This window comes from Streptomyces sp. NPDC037126 (assembly GCF_055605965.1).
Window position 1 is genome coordinate 1 of record NZ_JBVJTD010000061.1, and the last position, 12026, is coordinate 12026.

16 protein-coding genes and 1 pseudogene are annotated in these 12026 nt (G+C 68.9%); 8 read left to right on the forward strand and 9 right to left on the reverse strand.

Annotated features, from left to right (window positions below):
• The 5 genes from ACZ7FF_RS44300 to ACZ7FF_RS44320 all read left to right on the forward strand — a co-directional run.
• Positions 1-248 (forward strand): elongation factor 1-alpha C-terminal domain-related protein (locus ACZ7FF_RS44300; protein ID WP_470820354.1); only part of this gene is annotated, 248 nt, incomplete at its 5' end.
• Between the two features lie 109 nt (positions 249-357).
• Positions 358-1431, forward strand: a complete 1074-nt coding sequence (locus ACZ7FF_RS44305) for an aliphatic sulfonate ABC transporter substrate-binding protein (RefSeq protein ID WP_470820380.1) — start codon at positions 358-360, stop codon at positions 1429-1431.
• A gap of 35 nt (positions 1432-1466) precedes the next feature.
• The gene (locus ACZ7FF_RS44310; protein WP_470820356.1) at positions 1467-2246 is read left to right on the forward strand and encodes an ABC transporter ATP-binding protein; all 780 of its coding nucleotides are present in this window, start codon (positions 1467-1469) and stop codon (positions 2244-2246) included.
• Positions 2233-3123: an ABC transporter permease gene (locus tag ACZ7FF_RS44315; protein WP_470820358.1), complete on the forward strand. Its 891-nt coding sequence runs from the start codon at positions 2233-2235 to the stop codon at positions 3121-3123. Before ACZ7FF_RS44310 ends, ACZ7FF_RS44315 begins: the two co-directional genes overlap by 14 nt.
• Positions 3124-3628: 505 nt before the next feature.
• Positions 3629-3826, forward strand: coding sequence for a hypothetical protein (locus ACZ7FF_RS44320; protein ID WP_470820360.1), 198 nt, complete (start codon positions 3629-3631; stop codon positions 3824-3826).
• 136 nt (positions 3827-3962) lie between these two features.
• Here ACZ7FF_RS44320 and ACZ7FF_RS44325 read toward each other — a convergent pair whose 3' ends face one another.
• Positions 3963-4604, reverse strand: coding sequence for a hypothetical protein (locus ACZ7FF_RS44325; protein ID WP_470820361.1), 642 nt, complete (start codon positions 4602-4604; stop codon positions 3963-3965).
• 437 nt (positions 4605-5041) lie between these two features.
• On the opposite strand from ACZ7FF_RS44325, the gene ACZ7FF_RS44330 reads away from it, so the two are divergent.
• On the forward strand, positions 5042-5554 hold the full coding sequence (locus ACZ7FF_RS44330) for a lamin tail domain-containing protein (protein ID WP_470820363.1): 513 nt from the start codon (positions 5042-5044) through the stop codon (positions 5552-5554).
• A gap of 94 nt (positions 5555-5648) precedes the next feature.
• On the opposite strand, the gene ACZ7FF_RS44335 is transcribed toward ACZ7FF_RS44330, so the two are convergent.
• Positions 5649-5750: a DUF3761 domain-containing protein gene (locus tag ACZ7FF_RS44335; RefSeq protein ID WP_470820365.1), complete on the reverse strand. Its 102-nt coding sequence runs from the start codon at positions 5748-5750 to the stop codon at positions 5649-5651.
• A gap of 312 nt (positions 5751-6062) precedes the next feature.
• Between ACZ7FF_RS44335 and ACZ7FF_RS44340 the strand changes: the two genes are divergently transcribed.
• A complete protein-coding gene (locus ACZ7FF_RS44340) occupies positions 6063-6533 on the forward strand; it encodes a protein kilB (RefSeq protein WP_470820367.1) in 471 nt (156 codons plus the stop codon).
• 370 nt (positions 6534-6903) lie between these two features.
• Here ACZ7FF_RS44340 and ACZ7FF_RS44345 read toward each other — a convergent pair.
• Both ACZ7FF_RS44345 and ACZ7FF_RS44350 read right to left on the reverse strand, forming a co-directional pair.
• A pseudogene (locus ACZ7FF_RS44345) lies at positions 6904-7365 on the reverse strand (MFS transporter); the annotation flags it as partial.
• 42 nt (positions 7366-7407) lie between these two features.
• Positions 7408-7758, reverse strand: coding sequence for a hypothetical protein (locus tag ACZ7FF_RS44350; protein ID WP_470820369.1), 351 nt, complete (start codon positions 7756-7758; stop codon positions 7408-7410).
• A 143-nt stretch (positions 7759-7901) separates the two neighbouring features.
• On the opposite strand from ACZ7FF_RS44350, the gene ACZ7FF_RS44355 reads away from it, so the two are divergent.
• The gene (locus tag ACZ7FF_RS44355) at positions 7902-8606 is read left to right on the forward strand and encodes a hypothetical protein (RefSeq protein WP_470820371.1); all 705 of its coding nucleotides are present in this window, start codon (positions 7902-7904) and stop codon (positions 8604-8606) included.
• Positions 8607-8649: 43 nt separating this feature from the next.
• On the opposite strand, the gene ACZ7FF_RS44360 is transcribed toward ACZ7FF_RS44355, so the two are convergent.
• The 5 genes from ACZ7FF_RS44360 to ACZ7FF_RS44380 all read right to left on the reverse strand — a co-directional run bounded on the left by ACZ7FF_RS44360 (position 8650) and on the right by ACZ7FF_RS44380 (position 11740).
• Complete coding sequence (locus tag ACZ7FF_RS44360) at positions 8650-8790, reverse strand: hypothetical protein (RefSeq protein ID WP_470820373.1); 141 nt, start codon at positions 8788-8790, stop codon at positions 8650-8652.
• 217 nt (positions 8791-9007) lie between these two features.
• Entirely contained in the window at positions 9008-9205 is a 198-nt protein-coding gene (locus tag ACZ7FF_RS44365; RefSeq protein ID WP_470820375.1) for a hypothetical protein, read from the reverse strand.
• Positions 9206-9430: 225 nt separating this feature from the next.
• On the reverse strand, positions 9431-10363 hold the full coding sequence (locus ACZ7FF_RS44370) for a hypothetical protein (protein ID WP_470820377.1): 933 nt from the start codon (positions 10361-10363) through the stop codon (positions 9431-9433).
• A gap of 163 nt (positions 10364-10526) precedes the next feature.
• Positions 10527-11300 carry a glycosyltransferase gene (locus ACZ7FF_RS44375; RefSeq protein ID WP_470820379.1) on the reverse strand — a complete coding sequence of 258 codons (774 nt, stop codon included), beginning with the start codon at positions 11298-11300 and terminating at the stop codon, positions 10527-10529.
• Positions 11267-11740 carry a glycosyltransferase gene (locus ACZ7FF_RS44380; RefSeq protein ID WP_470820381.1) on the reverse strand — a complete coding sequence of 158 codons (474 nt, stop codon included), beginning with the start codon at positions 11738-11740 and terminating at the stop codon, positions 11267-11269. Before ACZ7FF_RS44380 ends, ACZ7FF_RS44375 begins: the two co-directional genes overlap by 34 nt.
• Positions 11741-12026 lie beyond the last annotated feature (286 nt).

Below are 12026 nucleotides of genomic sequence, written 5' to 3' on the forward strand. Positions count from 1 at the left end.
TCACGCTGGACGACCTGTCCCTGCACCCGCACCCGGGACAGCTGGCCGCCAACGACATCGGCCGGGTGAAGATCCGCACCGCCGAGCCGCTGCCGCTCGACTCCTACGCCGACTCGCGCCGCACCGGCTCCTTCATCCTGATCGACCCGTCCGACGGCACCACGCTCACCGCGGGCATGGTCGGCGAGTCGTTCGCGTCCCCGGAGCCGGTCAACGACGAAGCCGACGCCGACGGCTGGGACTTCTGACACTGTTCTTTGCCGACTTCCCGGCCGCGACCTGAGAAACCGTGACCGCCGGGCTAACGAGAGGAAACCTCCCGTGCCTGCCTCCCCCTCCACCCTTCTCCGCCGGGGCATGGCCGCGCTCGCCGCCCTTCCCCTCCTCACGCTCGCCGCCTGCGGCTACGGCTCCGAGGCCAAGAACGACGACACCGCCAAGGTCGCCGCCGGCACCAAGAGGATCGACGGGCTCGACTCCGTCAAGATCGGCTACTTCGGCAACCTCACCCACGCCACCGCGCTGGTCGCCAACCAGAAGGGTTTCTTCCAGAAGGAACTGGGCGCCACCAGGGCGGACTACGCCACCTTCAACGCCGGCCCGTCCGAGATCGAAGCCCTCAACTCGGGCTCCATCGACATCGGCTGGATCGGCCCCTCCCCCGCGATCAACGGCTACACCAAGTCCGACGGCAAGAACCTGAAGATCATCGGTGGCTCGGCCTCCGGCGGTGTGAAGCTGGTCGTGAACCCGCAGAAGATCAAATCCCTGAAGGACGTCAAGGGCAAGAAGATCGCCACCCCGCAGCTGGGCAACACCCAGGACGTGGCGTTCCTCAACTGGATCGCCGACCAGGGCTGGAAGGTCGACGCGCAGAGCGGCAAGGGTGACGTCACGGTCGTCCGTACCGACAACAAGATCACCCCGAACGCCTACAAGTCGGGGTCCGTCGACGGCGCGTGGGTGCCGGAGCCGACCGCGTCCAAGCTGGTCGCCGAGGGCGGCAAGGTGTTGCTGGACGAGTCGTCGCTGTGGCCGGACAAGAAGTTCGTGATCACGAACATCATCGTGCGCCAGGCCTTCCTCAAGGAGCACCCGAAGGCGGTCGAGGCCGTGCTGAAGGCCGCGGTCGAGGCCAACAAGTGGATCAACGCCAACCCCGACCAGGCGAAGGCAGCCGCGAACAAGCAGCTGGCGGCCGACTCCGGCAAGGCGCTGCCGGCCGACGTCCTGGACCCGGCGTGGAAGTCCATCCGGTTCACCGACGACCCGCTGGCTTCCACCCTCGACACCGAGGCGGCGCACGCGGTCAAGGCCGGCCTGCTCAAGAATCGGCAGCTAAGCGGCATCTACGACCTCACCCTCCTGAACAAGGTCCTCAAAGCCGCAGGCCAGAGCACCGTCAGTGACGCCGGTCTGGGCGCTGAGTAGCTCATAGGGGGTTGATTTCCCAGGAGGTGACGACCATGGCCACGACCCTCGCCAGGGCCGCTGAATCGGTCGAGTACGCCGCACGCCTCGAGCGTGTCTCGAAGTCCTTCGCGACCCCGGGCGGGCAGCAGCTCGTCCTGGACGACATCAGTCTCGATGTCGCGCCCGGCGAGTTCGTCACCCTCCTGGGGGCCTCGGGCTGCGGCAAGTCCACGCTGCTGAACCTGGTGGCGGGCCTGGACCGGCCCACCGCCGGGTCCATCACCACGGACGGCCGCCCGGCGTTGCTGTTCCAGGAGCACGCGCTGTTCCCGTGGCTGACCGCGGGCAAGAACATCGAACTCGTCCTGAAACTGCGGGGCGTTGCCAAGAACGAGCGGCGCGGCAAGGCCGAGGAGCTGCTCGAACTTGTCCGCCTGAAGGGCGCGTACGGCAAGCGGGTGCACGAGCTGTCGGGTGGTATGCGGCAGCGGGTGGCGCTGGCCCGCGCGCTGGCGCAGGAGAGCAACCTGCTGCTGATGGACGAGCCGTTCGCGGCCCTGGACGCCATTACCCGGGACGTGCTGCACGACGAGCTGACCCGTATCTGGTCGGAGACCGGGCTGTCCGTGCTGTTCGTGACGCACAACGTGCGCGAGGCCGTACGGCTCGCGCGACGGGTCGTGCTGCTGTCCTCCCGTCCGGGCCGGGTGGCCCACGAGTGGGAGGTCGACATCCCGCAGCCGCGCCGCATCGAGGACGCCCCCGTGGCGGAACTGTCCCTCGAGATAACCGACGTACTGCGTGGGGAGATCCGCCGCCATGGCCAGCACTGAGACGACACCGGCCCAGGACGCCGGGAGCGTCGAGGCGGGCCTCGACGCACTGGAGACGGCGCAGCCGGGCCGTACGCCGCTGAGCAGGACCTTCGTCGACAAGATCCTGCCGCCGATCACCGCGGTCGTCGTGGTGCTGGTGGTCTGGCAGGGCCTGATCACCCTGAAGATCGTCGACGACCCGACCAAGCTGCCCACGCCCGGGGCGGTCTGGCACGCCTTCCGCAACGACTGGCTGCAGGGCAAGCTGCTCGGCTACATCTGGACCAGCGTCTCGCGCGGTCTGCTCGGCTTCTGCTTCGCGCTGGTCATCGGCACCCCGCTGGGCCTGCTGGTGGCGCGGGTGAGGTTCGTGCGCGCGGCCCTCGGCCCGATCCTGTCCGGTCTGCAGTCACTGCCGTCGGTCGCGTGGGTGCCACCGGCCGTGATCTGGCTCGGCCTGAACAACTCGATGATGTACGCGGTGATCCTGCTCGGCGCCGTGCCGTCCATCGCCAACGGGCTGGTCTCCGGCGTGGACCAGGTGCCGCCGCTGTTCCTGCGGGCGGGCCGCACGCTGGGCGCGACCGGCCTGAAGGGCACCTGGCACGTCACCCTGCCGGCCGCCCTGCCCGGCTATGTGGCCGGCATGAAGCAGGGCTGGGCCTTCTCCTGGCGTTCCCTCATGGCCGCGGAGATCATCGCGAACTTCCCGGACCTCGGCACGGGCCTCGGCCAGCTGCTGGAGAACGCCCGCACCGCCAGCGACATGGCCATGGTGTTCGAGGCCATCCTGCTCATCCTGTTCGTCGGTATCGCCATCGACCTGCTGATCTTCAGCCCGCTGGAGCGGTGGGTGCTGCGCAGCCGCGGCCTGCTGGTAGAGCCTCGGGTGTAGGCATAAGAGATCAGCCTGCGCGCCGACTTCCCCGGACTGTGCCTCGCCGTCATCAGGAGCGAGTTCTGGGACGCCTGGCCACAAGACGAACCCCCGCTCGAGGTGCCGCCCTCCGACCAGGGCGAGGAGTGGGTACGGATGCGCCTGTACTGCCACGCCGACGACCCCGAACCGGGCATCGGCGACCACGGCGAAACGCCACCTTGTCCAACTCTGGCGCGCTCCCCAGGCGCCCGGCGTGCGCCCGGAGATCACGGATGCCGAACGGCAGGCCCGGACCGAGTACGCCGCGCAGATGAACGTGCCGGAGGAGGAGTACACCGCGACCTACCCCCTCACCTACACCCCCGACAACCCACCGAATGACCTGCATAGCCGTCCTCAGCCCCCTGGTCGGACGCCGTGATCGACACGGCCGCGGCGGCAGGACGCGAAGCCCTATGAAGGCGCTGATGTCCCAGGCCCCGGACTGCCCGGCCTTTCAGGGACCGGCAGGCTAACCGTCGTGCGCAGCGCCGCGCGGCGGCGGTCCAGCGCCTCCGGCAAGCTCCAGCCCGCCGGTTTCCGCCTGGGGCCCGCCCCCGGCATGGTCCGGCTGAAGGGCATCCATCCGATGCCGCGGGCGGTGGCACTCATGGAGCAGGGAGACAACCACGCCTGCCACATCCAGGACGGCGACCCGGCCCTCGACCAAGGCGAATAGATCCCTCTTTGGTGACCGGCTCGGCTCCGGCCAGGGCCCCAGCGTGCAGACGGCGGCTGCGAGCATCACGGTCGGAGGGCCGCAGACAGCTGTGCGCACAACAGCCGGCAGACCGGCCGGGTGCGGCGAGAGGCCGTCAGCTCACCCCGAGCTTTTGCAGGGCGGTGGTCCAGTCGGTGGCGATCGCCTTCTGAGCCGCGGCGAGTGTCACCTTGCCCGTGCAGACGGCGGTGTGCAGCTGCGCTTCGACGGGGTCCTTCTTGTTGTTCACGCCGCCGTGGGGTCGGTGGCCCGGGTCGGGCTCTTCCACCCACAGGTTGCGGGGGTCGTTCGGATCGCCGCCCAGTTCGAGGCTGATGAGGTGGTCGTACTCGGCATCGCCGAGCTGGCCGGTGTAACCGTAGGACGCGGCGTTGAGCCGCTTCTCCCGGTCCGTGATGGCGGCCGGCGGCCGGATCTTCTTGGTGTAGCCGCCTTTTCGGCAGATCGTCTGCTTCAGGTCGGCCTGTGTGACCGCGGGAGAGATCGCGCCCGGCGTGCACGTGGGATCCGGCAGCGGTTCCCCGCCCTCGGTGCGGTAGTGGCAGCTGCCCGCCGCGGGCTGCTGCTGGACCCGGTACACCTTCTGCGGTCCCGGCCCGACCGGCAGCCCGCCGGCGGGCCCACCCGAGTGTGACCCGCCCGCGGCCGGCGGGTTCGGGGAGGCCTTCGCGTCGCTTCCGGGTGACGTCGGGCGACAGCCCGCCACCAGCAGGCAGGCGAACACCAGGCAAGACATGGCACGGGCAGTACGCATGACGACCTCTCACCGGATAAGGCTTACGAGCAGATAGTGCCCCGCCTAGACCGCTGCACTACACCGAGAACCGGCACAGCGTGGGGGAGTGGCTGTTACTCACTTTCGGGTGAACGCCTTAGGCGCGGTAGGGATGACGCGGCTGGGCGGAGGGTTGCCTCAGCCCGCTTTTCCGGCGCTCGGTCGACCTGAGGTGCCATCAGTATTATGCATCCAGCGCATAGATGGACATTACATGTGCGAGTTACAGGAATCTGCTGGATCAGTAATACTGTTCGCATTTCCTCCACGGTGTGGGGGAGTGGCGTGCAGGGTGTGGGTGGGCGGCCGACCGGTCGCGCACCAGCACAACTACCTGCCCGATCCTGCGGTTACGACCGCGGTTTGGCTGGGTGTGGGCACCATGAAGGGGGACCTCTGTGTCCGTTTCTTCTTCCGTCCGTCGCCTCACCGCTGTCGCCGCCGTCGCAGGCGCTGCGCTGGGGACTGTCGCACTGCCGGCCTCAGCCGCCGACCACCACTCCAGCTACCCCCAGCACGCCCCGGTCTACATCAGCCAGGTCCGCTACGACGTCCCGGGCCGCGACGACCGCTCCAACCGGGCGCTGAACAGGGAGCGGGTGGACGTCACCAACGCCACCCGGAGGGTGGTGAACCTGGAAGGCTGGACCCTCTCAGACGACGAGGGCCGCACCTACACCTTCCACCACGTATGGCTCGAAGGGCGGGGCACGGTCCGTGTCCACACCGGCTACGGCCGTGACACCCGCACCGACCTCTATCAAGACCGGCGGCGCGAGGTGTGGGACGACCGCGGTGACACCGCGACCCTGCGCAACGACCACGGCCGGTTCATCGACGCCGTCTCCTGGGGACACGACCGCGATCACCGCGGCGACGATCGGAACCATTGGGGCGGGCACCGTCACTGATCTGCCGAGCGGGTACTGACACCGCTCGCCGAGCCGAAGCCGAGCGCGCAGGGCCCCCTCCGGACCGGAGGGGGCCCTGCGCGCTGCAGTGTGGCTACTTGAACCAGTAGCGCACGCCGTGGTGGTGGGAGCAGGTGTCCTGGGAGTGCCGCGAGTACGACAGGGAGGCGTCCTGGCACCTCGCGGTCTCGTACAAGCAGCAGCCGGCTTTATCACCGGGAGCCAGCAACGTTTGTTGGTCACCGCTGGGAACCGTCCGTCAGCCACGAGAAAAGGGTTGCTGAGTTCTGGAAGCGCGCCGGTACTTGTTTCCAACCGTCTCGTGTGCTGGTCGACTCAGAGTAAGTGATCATGACCTCGGAGACCTATCTGATCCCTGCCCCAATCTGACCGCCAGGGTGGATCGGAGCGCCGCAGGCGTAACCCGGCCACCGAAGCCGCCGCCGCGTACCACGCTGTCTGCCGACCTCACCACCGAAGCCGACTACCCGAGAGGACTCAACACCTGATGTCCATATGGCCTTCGATCGTTGCCGTACTCGGTACCCTTGCCGGTGCCCTGACCGCCGGACTCCTCCAGCACCGTTCGGCACGCACCGCACGCGCCGAGCAACGCGCCGACAGCTACCGCCAGGACCAACTCGGTGCCGTCACCGACTTCGCGGCCGCCCTGGACGCGCACCGCTCGGCGATGTTCCATCGGGAGCGTCTGGCCCTGAGCGAGGCAGGCACCGAGCACCAGCTGGAAGCTCAGACGAGGTCCCACGACACCAGGGCGGCGATCACCGCGCCCCACATCCGCCTTCAGGTCCTGGTCCCCGAGCTGACCGGACCCGCCCAGCAGGCCGCAGATGCCACGTACGCGCTGCGCAAGGCCACCAGCCGCACCGAGCTGGACGCCCGGCGGCATGCGGCCAAGGAAGCGTCCGTGGCCTTCGTCGCCGCTGCCGCCGCACTGCTGAGTCCCAACAGTCGCTGACTGAGGGGCGACCACTGCCGGCGTCCTGGTCGGCCGGTCGTGCCGGTTCCAACGCCCTACAGCACGCGTACGCTCCCGTGGCGGGTGTTCCTATTCCCCGCCGCCATTCCGGACGCCGGTGACCGTGAAGCGTTCCTGGAAGCCGCAAACAACCGTTCTTGGAGACGACCTACGCAGCCACAGCAGCGGAGGGTGGGCCTTCCGGCTGATCTTGGTCTGCGGGTGGCTCTGGGGCCGGTCGCGGGGCTGTGGGCGCGGCTGTCGGGCTGGCAGCTGGTCAGCTGGAGGCGGCGGCGTAGGCGGAGCTGATCCGGTTGGCGGGCATGCTGGAGCGGCCGGAGATGGCGCCGCGGCTGCTGGCCGACCGGCTACCGCCCAGGAGCGGACCGGACCCTGCCGCCACCGCGATCGCACTGGTGCGAATGGCGATCGGCTTGCCGAGCCGGTCCGCGGGATACGCCAGCCGTAGCAGCGCGAGCGTCGCAGGTTGGAGGAACGCGGCGAACCCGCCCTGCACCGCGCGCAGGACGATCACCCAGCCGACGGCCGGCGCGAGCGCGATCCCGGCCGAGGCAGCCCCGAAACCGAGGACACCGACGAACAGCAGGCGCGGGTGCCCGTACCGATCCCCGAGGCGCCCGGCGATCACGAGTAACGCAGCCACGGCGACCAGATAGCCGGTGCTCGTCCACTGGATCTGCGCCACGCTTGCGCCGAGATCACGCTGCATGCCGGGCTGCGCCATGAGCAGGATGGTCCCGTCCAGTGCGACGATCACCGCGCCGACCACGCTGACCAGAAGTGCGATCTGCCGCTGTGCGGGTGCTGTCATGAGGTCACCGGGCCGAGGTGGGCGTCCAGAACTGGATCTCCGTCAGCAGGGAGTCCAGGCCGACCGCACCCGGGTCGCGCGCTTGAGCGCGGCCAGCAAGGCCGCTCCGTCCTCGTTGTCCTCGGCCACCAGCGCCAGAAGCCGGGCCACCCCCACGCTGCCTAGGCGCTCGATGGTCCGTGCGCAGAACGCCTTCTCCGCCCGGGACTGAGCCGCGGTGACGATGCGGTCGATGCGGCCCGGCGGCTCGATGCTCCGCTCCCGGCACTCCACCAGCAGGGCCTCGCGCAGCTGGTCCTCCACCAGCTCGACCGGGCACACCTCATCGGCGAGCCACGCGATCAGCTTCTCCTCGTCCGCCCGGGTTGGAGGACCGACAGGACACCTGGCCATCCGGCCAGTCCCGGGTGGCCCGGCTCCTGCCTCTGCGTTCCGGCTCAGCACGCAACTGCGTACGAACGGCGGCTCCAGTGCAGGCGGGTGACCTGTGGGTGTGTCGACGATCCGACGGTCCTCGGGTACGCGACGCTCCGGTCATGACGACGGTGGAGATCCGACTATTCGAGGACCGGCTCGACATCACGGCCCTGAACATCGAGTTCGCCGGCCTCCCAGTCTCCAGTGCGTCACCCGCGCTGGTGAAGGGGTTCGGCGGCGACTTGGATGAACTGGGGGAATGGTTGCGGGAGTGCTTCGCTGATGGCGCCTCGTGGTGCCGAGTCGGCAACGCCGTCCATACGGTGACCGACGGGGACGCCGAAATCCGGCTGGTGCCACGGTCGGATGTGCCCACCTGGCACGCGGAGTACTTCCAGGCCGGTTGGGGTAGTCGCGAAGGCGCCCGGATTCCGCCGGAGTTCAGGGAGCAGTACGCCACCTACGTGGACCGCAGGTATGAGGTCCGCGAATCCTGCCTCCAAGGCGAGTCTCTGCGCGCGGTGGCTGCCAAGCAGGGGGCCGTGGGCGTAGACAAGCTGGTGCGACACCATCAGGCGCAGGCCGCGGAGTGGTACGCCGCCCTGGACAGCTTTCTCCGCTCGGTGCAGTTTGAAGAGGGTCTTCCCGAGTGGGTCACCGCGGTGGCCAAGGACGAGCTGCTGGACTGGCACCGGACCCGGGAGTACCTGACGAGCGCCGTGCTGGAGTACCACCACGGCGATACCGGGCCACGCCCGGAGACCGTGTGGGGCAATCTGTGCTTCGCCTTTACGACGGTCTCGGTGGAATTGGTGCCCTCCTGAAGGCTGTGCCGAGCACGCGCTGACCCCGGGGTGACCCCTTCTGCTACTCGGCCGGGTCCTTGTCTGTGTGCCGGACCGCCTTCTTCACGGCCTGCTCCAGCTCGTACCGGTTGTCCCCCGCCGCCTCTGCGTGCGCGTTGATGGCCGTCTGTGCGGCTCGGTCGCCTTGCGCCAGCGGCGCCACTGGGAGTCGTGCTCCTCGCCGGTGAGGCCCCCGAGCTTCACGCTCCTGTTCGGCGGATCGTTCCAGCATGATCAGCTCATCGGGGACCTCTGCCACAAGCACGAAACCTATGTGGCGAGTGCTGATACCCCGGCGATCCGGGTCGCCGACCAGGCGAAGACGTGTGAGACGAGCCGACCACCGTGGGGAGTGTTCAGGTTCTCGTCCAGACTGAGCACTACATGTGGGGCACCCGGTGACGTGCACGTCGCTGGAGCGCTCGGGCCCACCCGGAGTGGATCCATGCGGCTGCGTCCCAGTAACCGTCGTGGCGGACGCAGCCGCCGTCGGCGACGACCAGCCGCTCGCCGGTACGCCGGCCGGGGCTCAGCGACAGCGCGACGCCCTGGCCGTCGGTGGTGTGGATCTCTTGCAAGCCGGTCGCTTTGCCGCCCCCCGGCCCCCCGTTTCCGCGGCGCCGACCGAGATGCTGTGGAGAGATATGAATAGCGGTGCGCATGTGAGTGACCCGTGGCGGCACGGTGGGAGTGACCGTGCCGCCACGGCGATTTGCGCGCAATCGGCACGAACGATCGCTCGCCACGCTCATGTGGAAGGCTTACCTCCCCAATGTCACCCTGCGGGACAGGCTCAGCAGGACTCAGGTACCGGGCCAGTCCTGGCTAGCGGTCACCTCGCGTGCTATGCGGCGCCATCGATCCTCCCCGCCGGGCAGGGGCCATGCCCAGGTCGGCTGTTCCGCGGTGTTCAGGTCGTGGAGGAGGCGGACGAGTTGTGGGCCGGCTGTGGCGGCGCCGTCCGGGACTGTGGGGCCGTGAACGGCGCGGAGTTCGGCGAAGCGTGCCAGTTCGTTCTCGTAGAAGCTCACGGCGTCATTGATGCGCGTGGCCAGGTCATCGCGCGGCATCGTCCGGTGCAACTGCAGCAGCGGAGGCTCGACGGATTCGGCGATGGCTGCGGCGAGCCGCGCGTGACCGTCCAGGATCAGATGGCAGTCCAGGCCACTGAGCCACCACAACAGGACGGGTGGGAGCGTCCCTTCACGGGCCTGCTTGCGGTACGCCTTGACCCGACTGTCGTCGGCATCGGGCATCGGCCGCAGCGGAAGGACCTCCCACGAACCAGAATGGACGAACCAGTCGATGTATCCGTCCGGATGCCCGTCGACGAGCATCGAGCTCCAGTACTCGGCATGCGAAGCGTCGACGTGGTGCCATCGAAGGAGCGAACTCTCGCACGAGAGCAGCCACCGGCCTTCGTGCAACGGGCTGTCCGGTGAGTCGCTGAGGTGCTGCGCAAAGTGGTGAGCCCACCGTTGTGGGCTGCCCGCCAGGGTGCGGACCACATCGGCACGCAACGGCGGGACGAAGGATCGGTACTCGTCGGTGCGCCAGAAGTCCACGCCTTGGAATTGCTTGTCGACAACGGCGAGCAACACAGGCCGCGACAGCCGGGAGACCAGCAGTCGCGGGCCGGCGCTGAACACGCATAGCCCCGGCGGGTGGCGGTTCTGTACGTCCAGGGACAGGCCCACCCATGTGCCGTCGCCCCGCGTGACATCGCTGCGCTGCATGCGGAGAGCGTAGACGGCCCCTGCGGCGCCCCGCCGCTGTCGTTTTCCGCGCCGCCGAAGCCACGTTGGAAACCCCGTAGCACGGTGTGGCTACGTTCATGACTTCGGGCAGCGTTGTTGACGTCCGAATTGTCCGCGCGTTTCGGCAGCACCGGGTGCGGCTTCACCCGGCATTCGTTGAGCCGATGTGGGCAAGCAGCGAAGCGGTGCCGTCCTCTGCGGCGATCCCGCGTGCGAGTTCGGCCGCGAGGCGACGGTGGGACGGCTCAGACAGGCAGGCCGTGATCGCGTCGCCGAGGGCTTCGGCGGTGAGTTCCTGGAACGGTACAGGCCGCGGGGCAACTCCCAGCGCGTAGAGCCGAGACGCCCAGAACGGCTGGTCGGCCATGACGGGAACGGGCACTGCGGGTATGCCGGCCCGCAGCCCGGCTGCGGTGGTACCTGCCCCGGCATGGTGGACGACGGCGGCGGTGCGAGGGAACAGCCAGTCGTGCGGGACGTCGCCGATGGACAGGACGTCGGCGCCGCAGCCGTTCAAATCGGCCCACCCCGCCTGTACCACCGCACGCACGCCTGCCCGCTTCACTGCCGCAGCCACCAGCTCACTGAGCCGGTCCCCCTGCCCCGCGGCCATACTGCCGAATCCGATGAACACCGGGGGCGGGCCGGCCTGGAGGAAGTCGACCAGTTCGGCCGGGGGTTGCCAGCCGTCCGGCCGCGTGGGCCACCAGTAGCCCGCCACTTCAACCCACGACGGCCAGTCCTCAGGGCGCGGCACTACCAGCGGGCTGAAGCCGTGGAAGACCGGCCGAACGTCCACCGGCGCCGAGGGCGCGCCCGCGGGCAGGCCGAGTCGAGCGCGCAGGCGGGTGACAGCGCCCGCGAAGACCGCTTCCGCGCGCTTCAGCACATCCCGGCCGGCGGCGAGGTTGCCCACCGGCCCCAGGTCATCGATGCTCCGTGCGTTGGGCAGGGGGAACTCTTCGGTGGCGAAGGACGGTGCGAGGTAGGTACCGATGACGGGGACGCCGAATGCGTCGCCGGCCGTCCGGCTGAGCGTTCCGGGCCGAAAGCAGTGAGCAGTAGATCGGCTCCGCCCGCCACGGCCTCCGCCACCCCATCGGCGAGCCCGTCCGCGTACGCCCTCGTCAGCGCCTGAGCCTCCTCCCGCGACGCCGCCCGGGCCAAGTCCCGGATCAACCCCTGCGGGTCTCCCGGCACGGGCCGGTAGCCGAGACCGCACCCGCTGACCAGTGCGGCGAGGGACGGGTGAGCGGCCACGGCGACCTGATGGCCCACGTCCAGCAGACGCCGCCCCAGTCCCGTGAAAGGCGCGACGTCTCCGCGTGAACCGGCGGTGATGATCAGAATTCGCATGGAGCGATTCTCCTCGGCGAGTGCCGTCCTGCCACCGTCGCCAGCCACGGGGATCTCGCAGCCCACCTGGCTACCACAACCACGAGTCGATGTGCGCTGTCGTTACTCATCCGCTGTCGAAAAACTCGGGTTCTGGCTCACTTTCCGTGGAGCATGCACTCTGAGTGACGATCGTAGGTGAGCGGGTCCGTGGGAAGACGCCCGGAACTGATCCGTACGGGGTGTGGTGTGGCTGACAGTTCGGCCCGTGGAAGAAGTGATGCTTCGGCTGGAGGAGTTGCTGTTC

What these genes read in the sequence shown, in the direction of transcription:
- ACZ7FF_RS44340 (WP_470820367.1), top strand. Translation starts at nt 6,063, where the DNA reads ATGTCCATATGGCCTTCGATCGTTGCCGTACTCGGTACCCTTGCCGGT.
- ACZ7FF_RS44305 (WP_470820380.1), top strand. Translation starts at nt 358, where the DNA reads ATGGCCGCGCTCGCCGCCCTTCCCCTCCTCACGCTCGCCGCCTGCGGC.
- ACZ7FF_RS44325 (WP_470820361.1), bottom strand. Translation starts at nt 4,604, where the DNA reads ATGTCTTGCCTGGTGTTCGCCTGCCTGCTGGTGGCGGGCTGTCGCCCG.
- ACZ7FF_RS44315 (WP_470820358.1), top strand. Translation starts at nt 2,233, where the DNA reads ATGGCCAGCACTGAGACGACACCGGCCCAGGACGCCGGGAGCGTCGAG.
- ACZ7FF_RS44310 (WP_470820356.1), top strand. Translation starts at nt 1,467, where the DNA reads ATGGCCACGACCCTCGCCAGGGCCGCTGAATCGGTCGAGTACGCCGCA.
- ACZ7FF_RS44350 (WP_470820369.1), bottom strand. Translation starts at nt 7,758, where the DNA reads ATGGCCAGGTGTCCTGTCGGTCCTCCAACCCGGGCGGACGAGGAGAAG.
- ACZ7FF_RS44380 (WP_470820381.1), bottom strand. Translation starts at nt 11,740, where the DNA reads ATGCGAATTCTGATCATCACCGCCGGTTCACGCGGAGACGTCGCGCCT.
- ACZ7FF_RS44370 (WP_470820377.1), bottom strand. Translation starts at nt 10,363, where the DNA reads ATGCAGCGCAGCGATGTCACGCGGGGCGACGGCACATGGGTGGGCCTG.
- ACZ7FF_RS44355 (WP_470820371.1), top strand. Translation starts at nt 7,902, where the DNA reads ATGACGACGGTGGAGATCCGACTATTCGAGGACCGGCTCGACATCACG.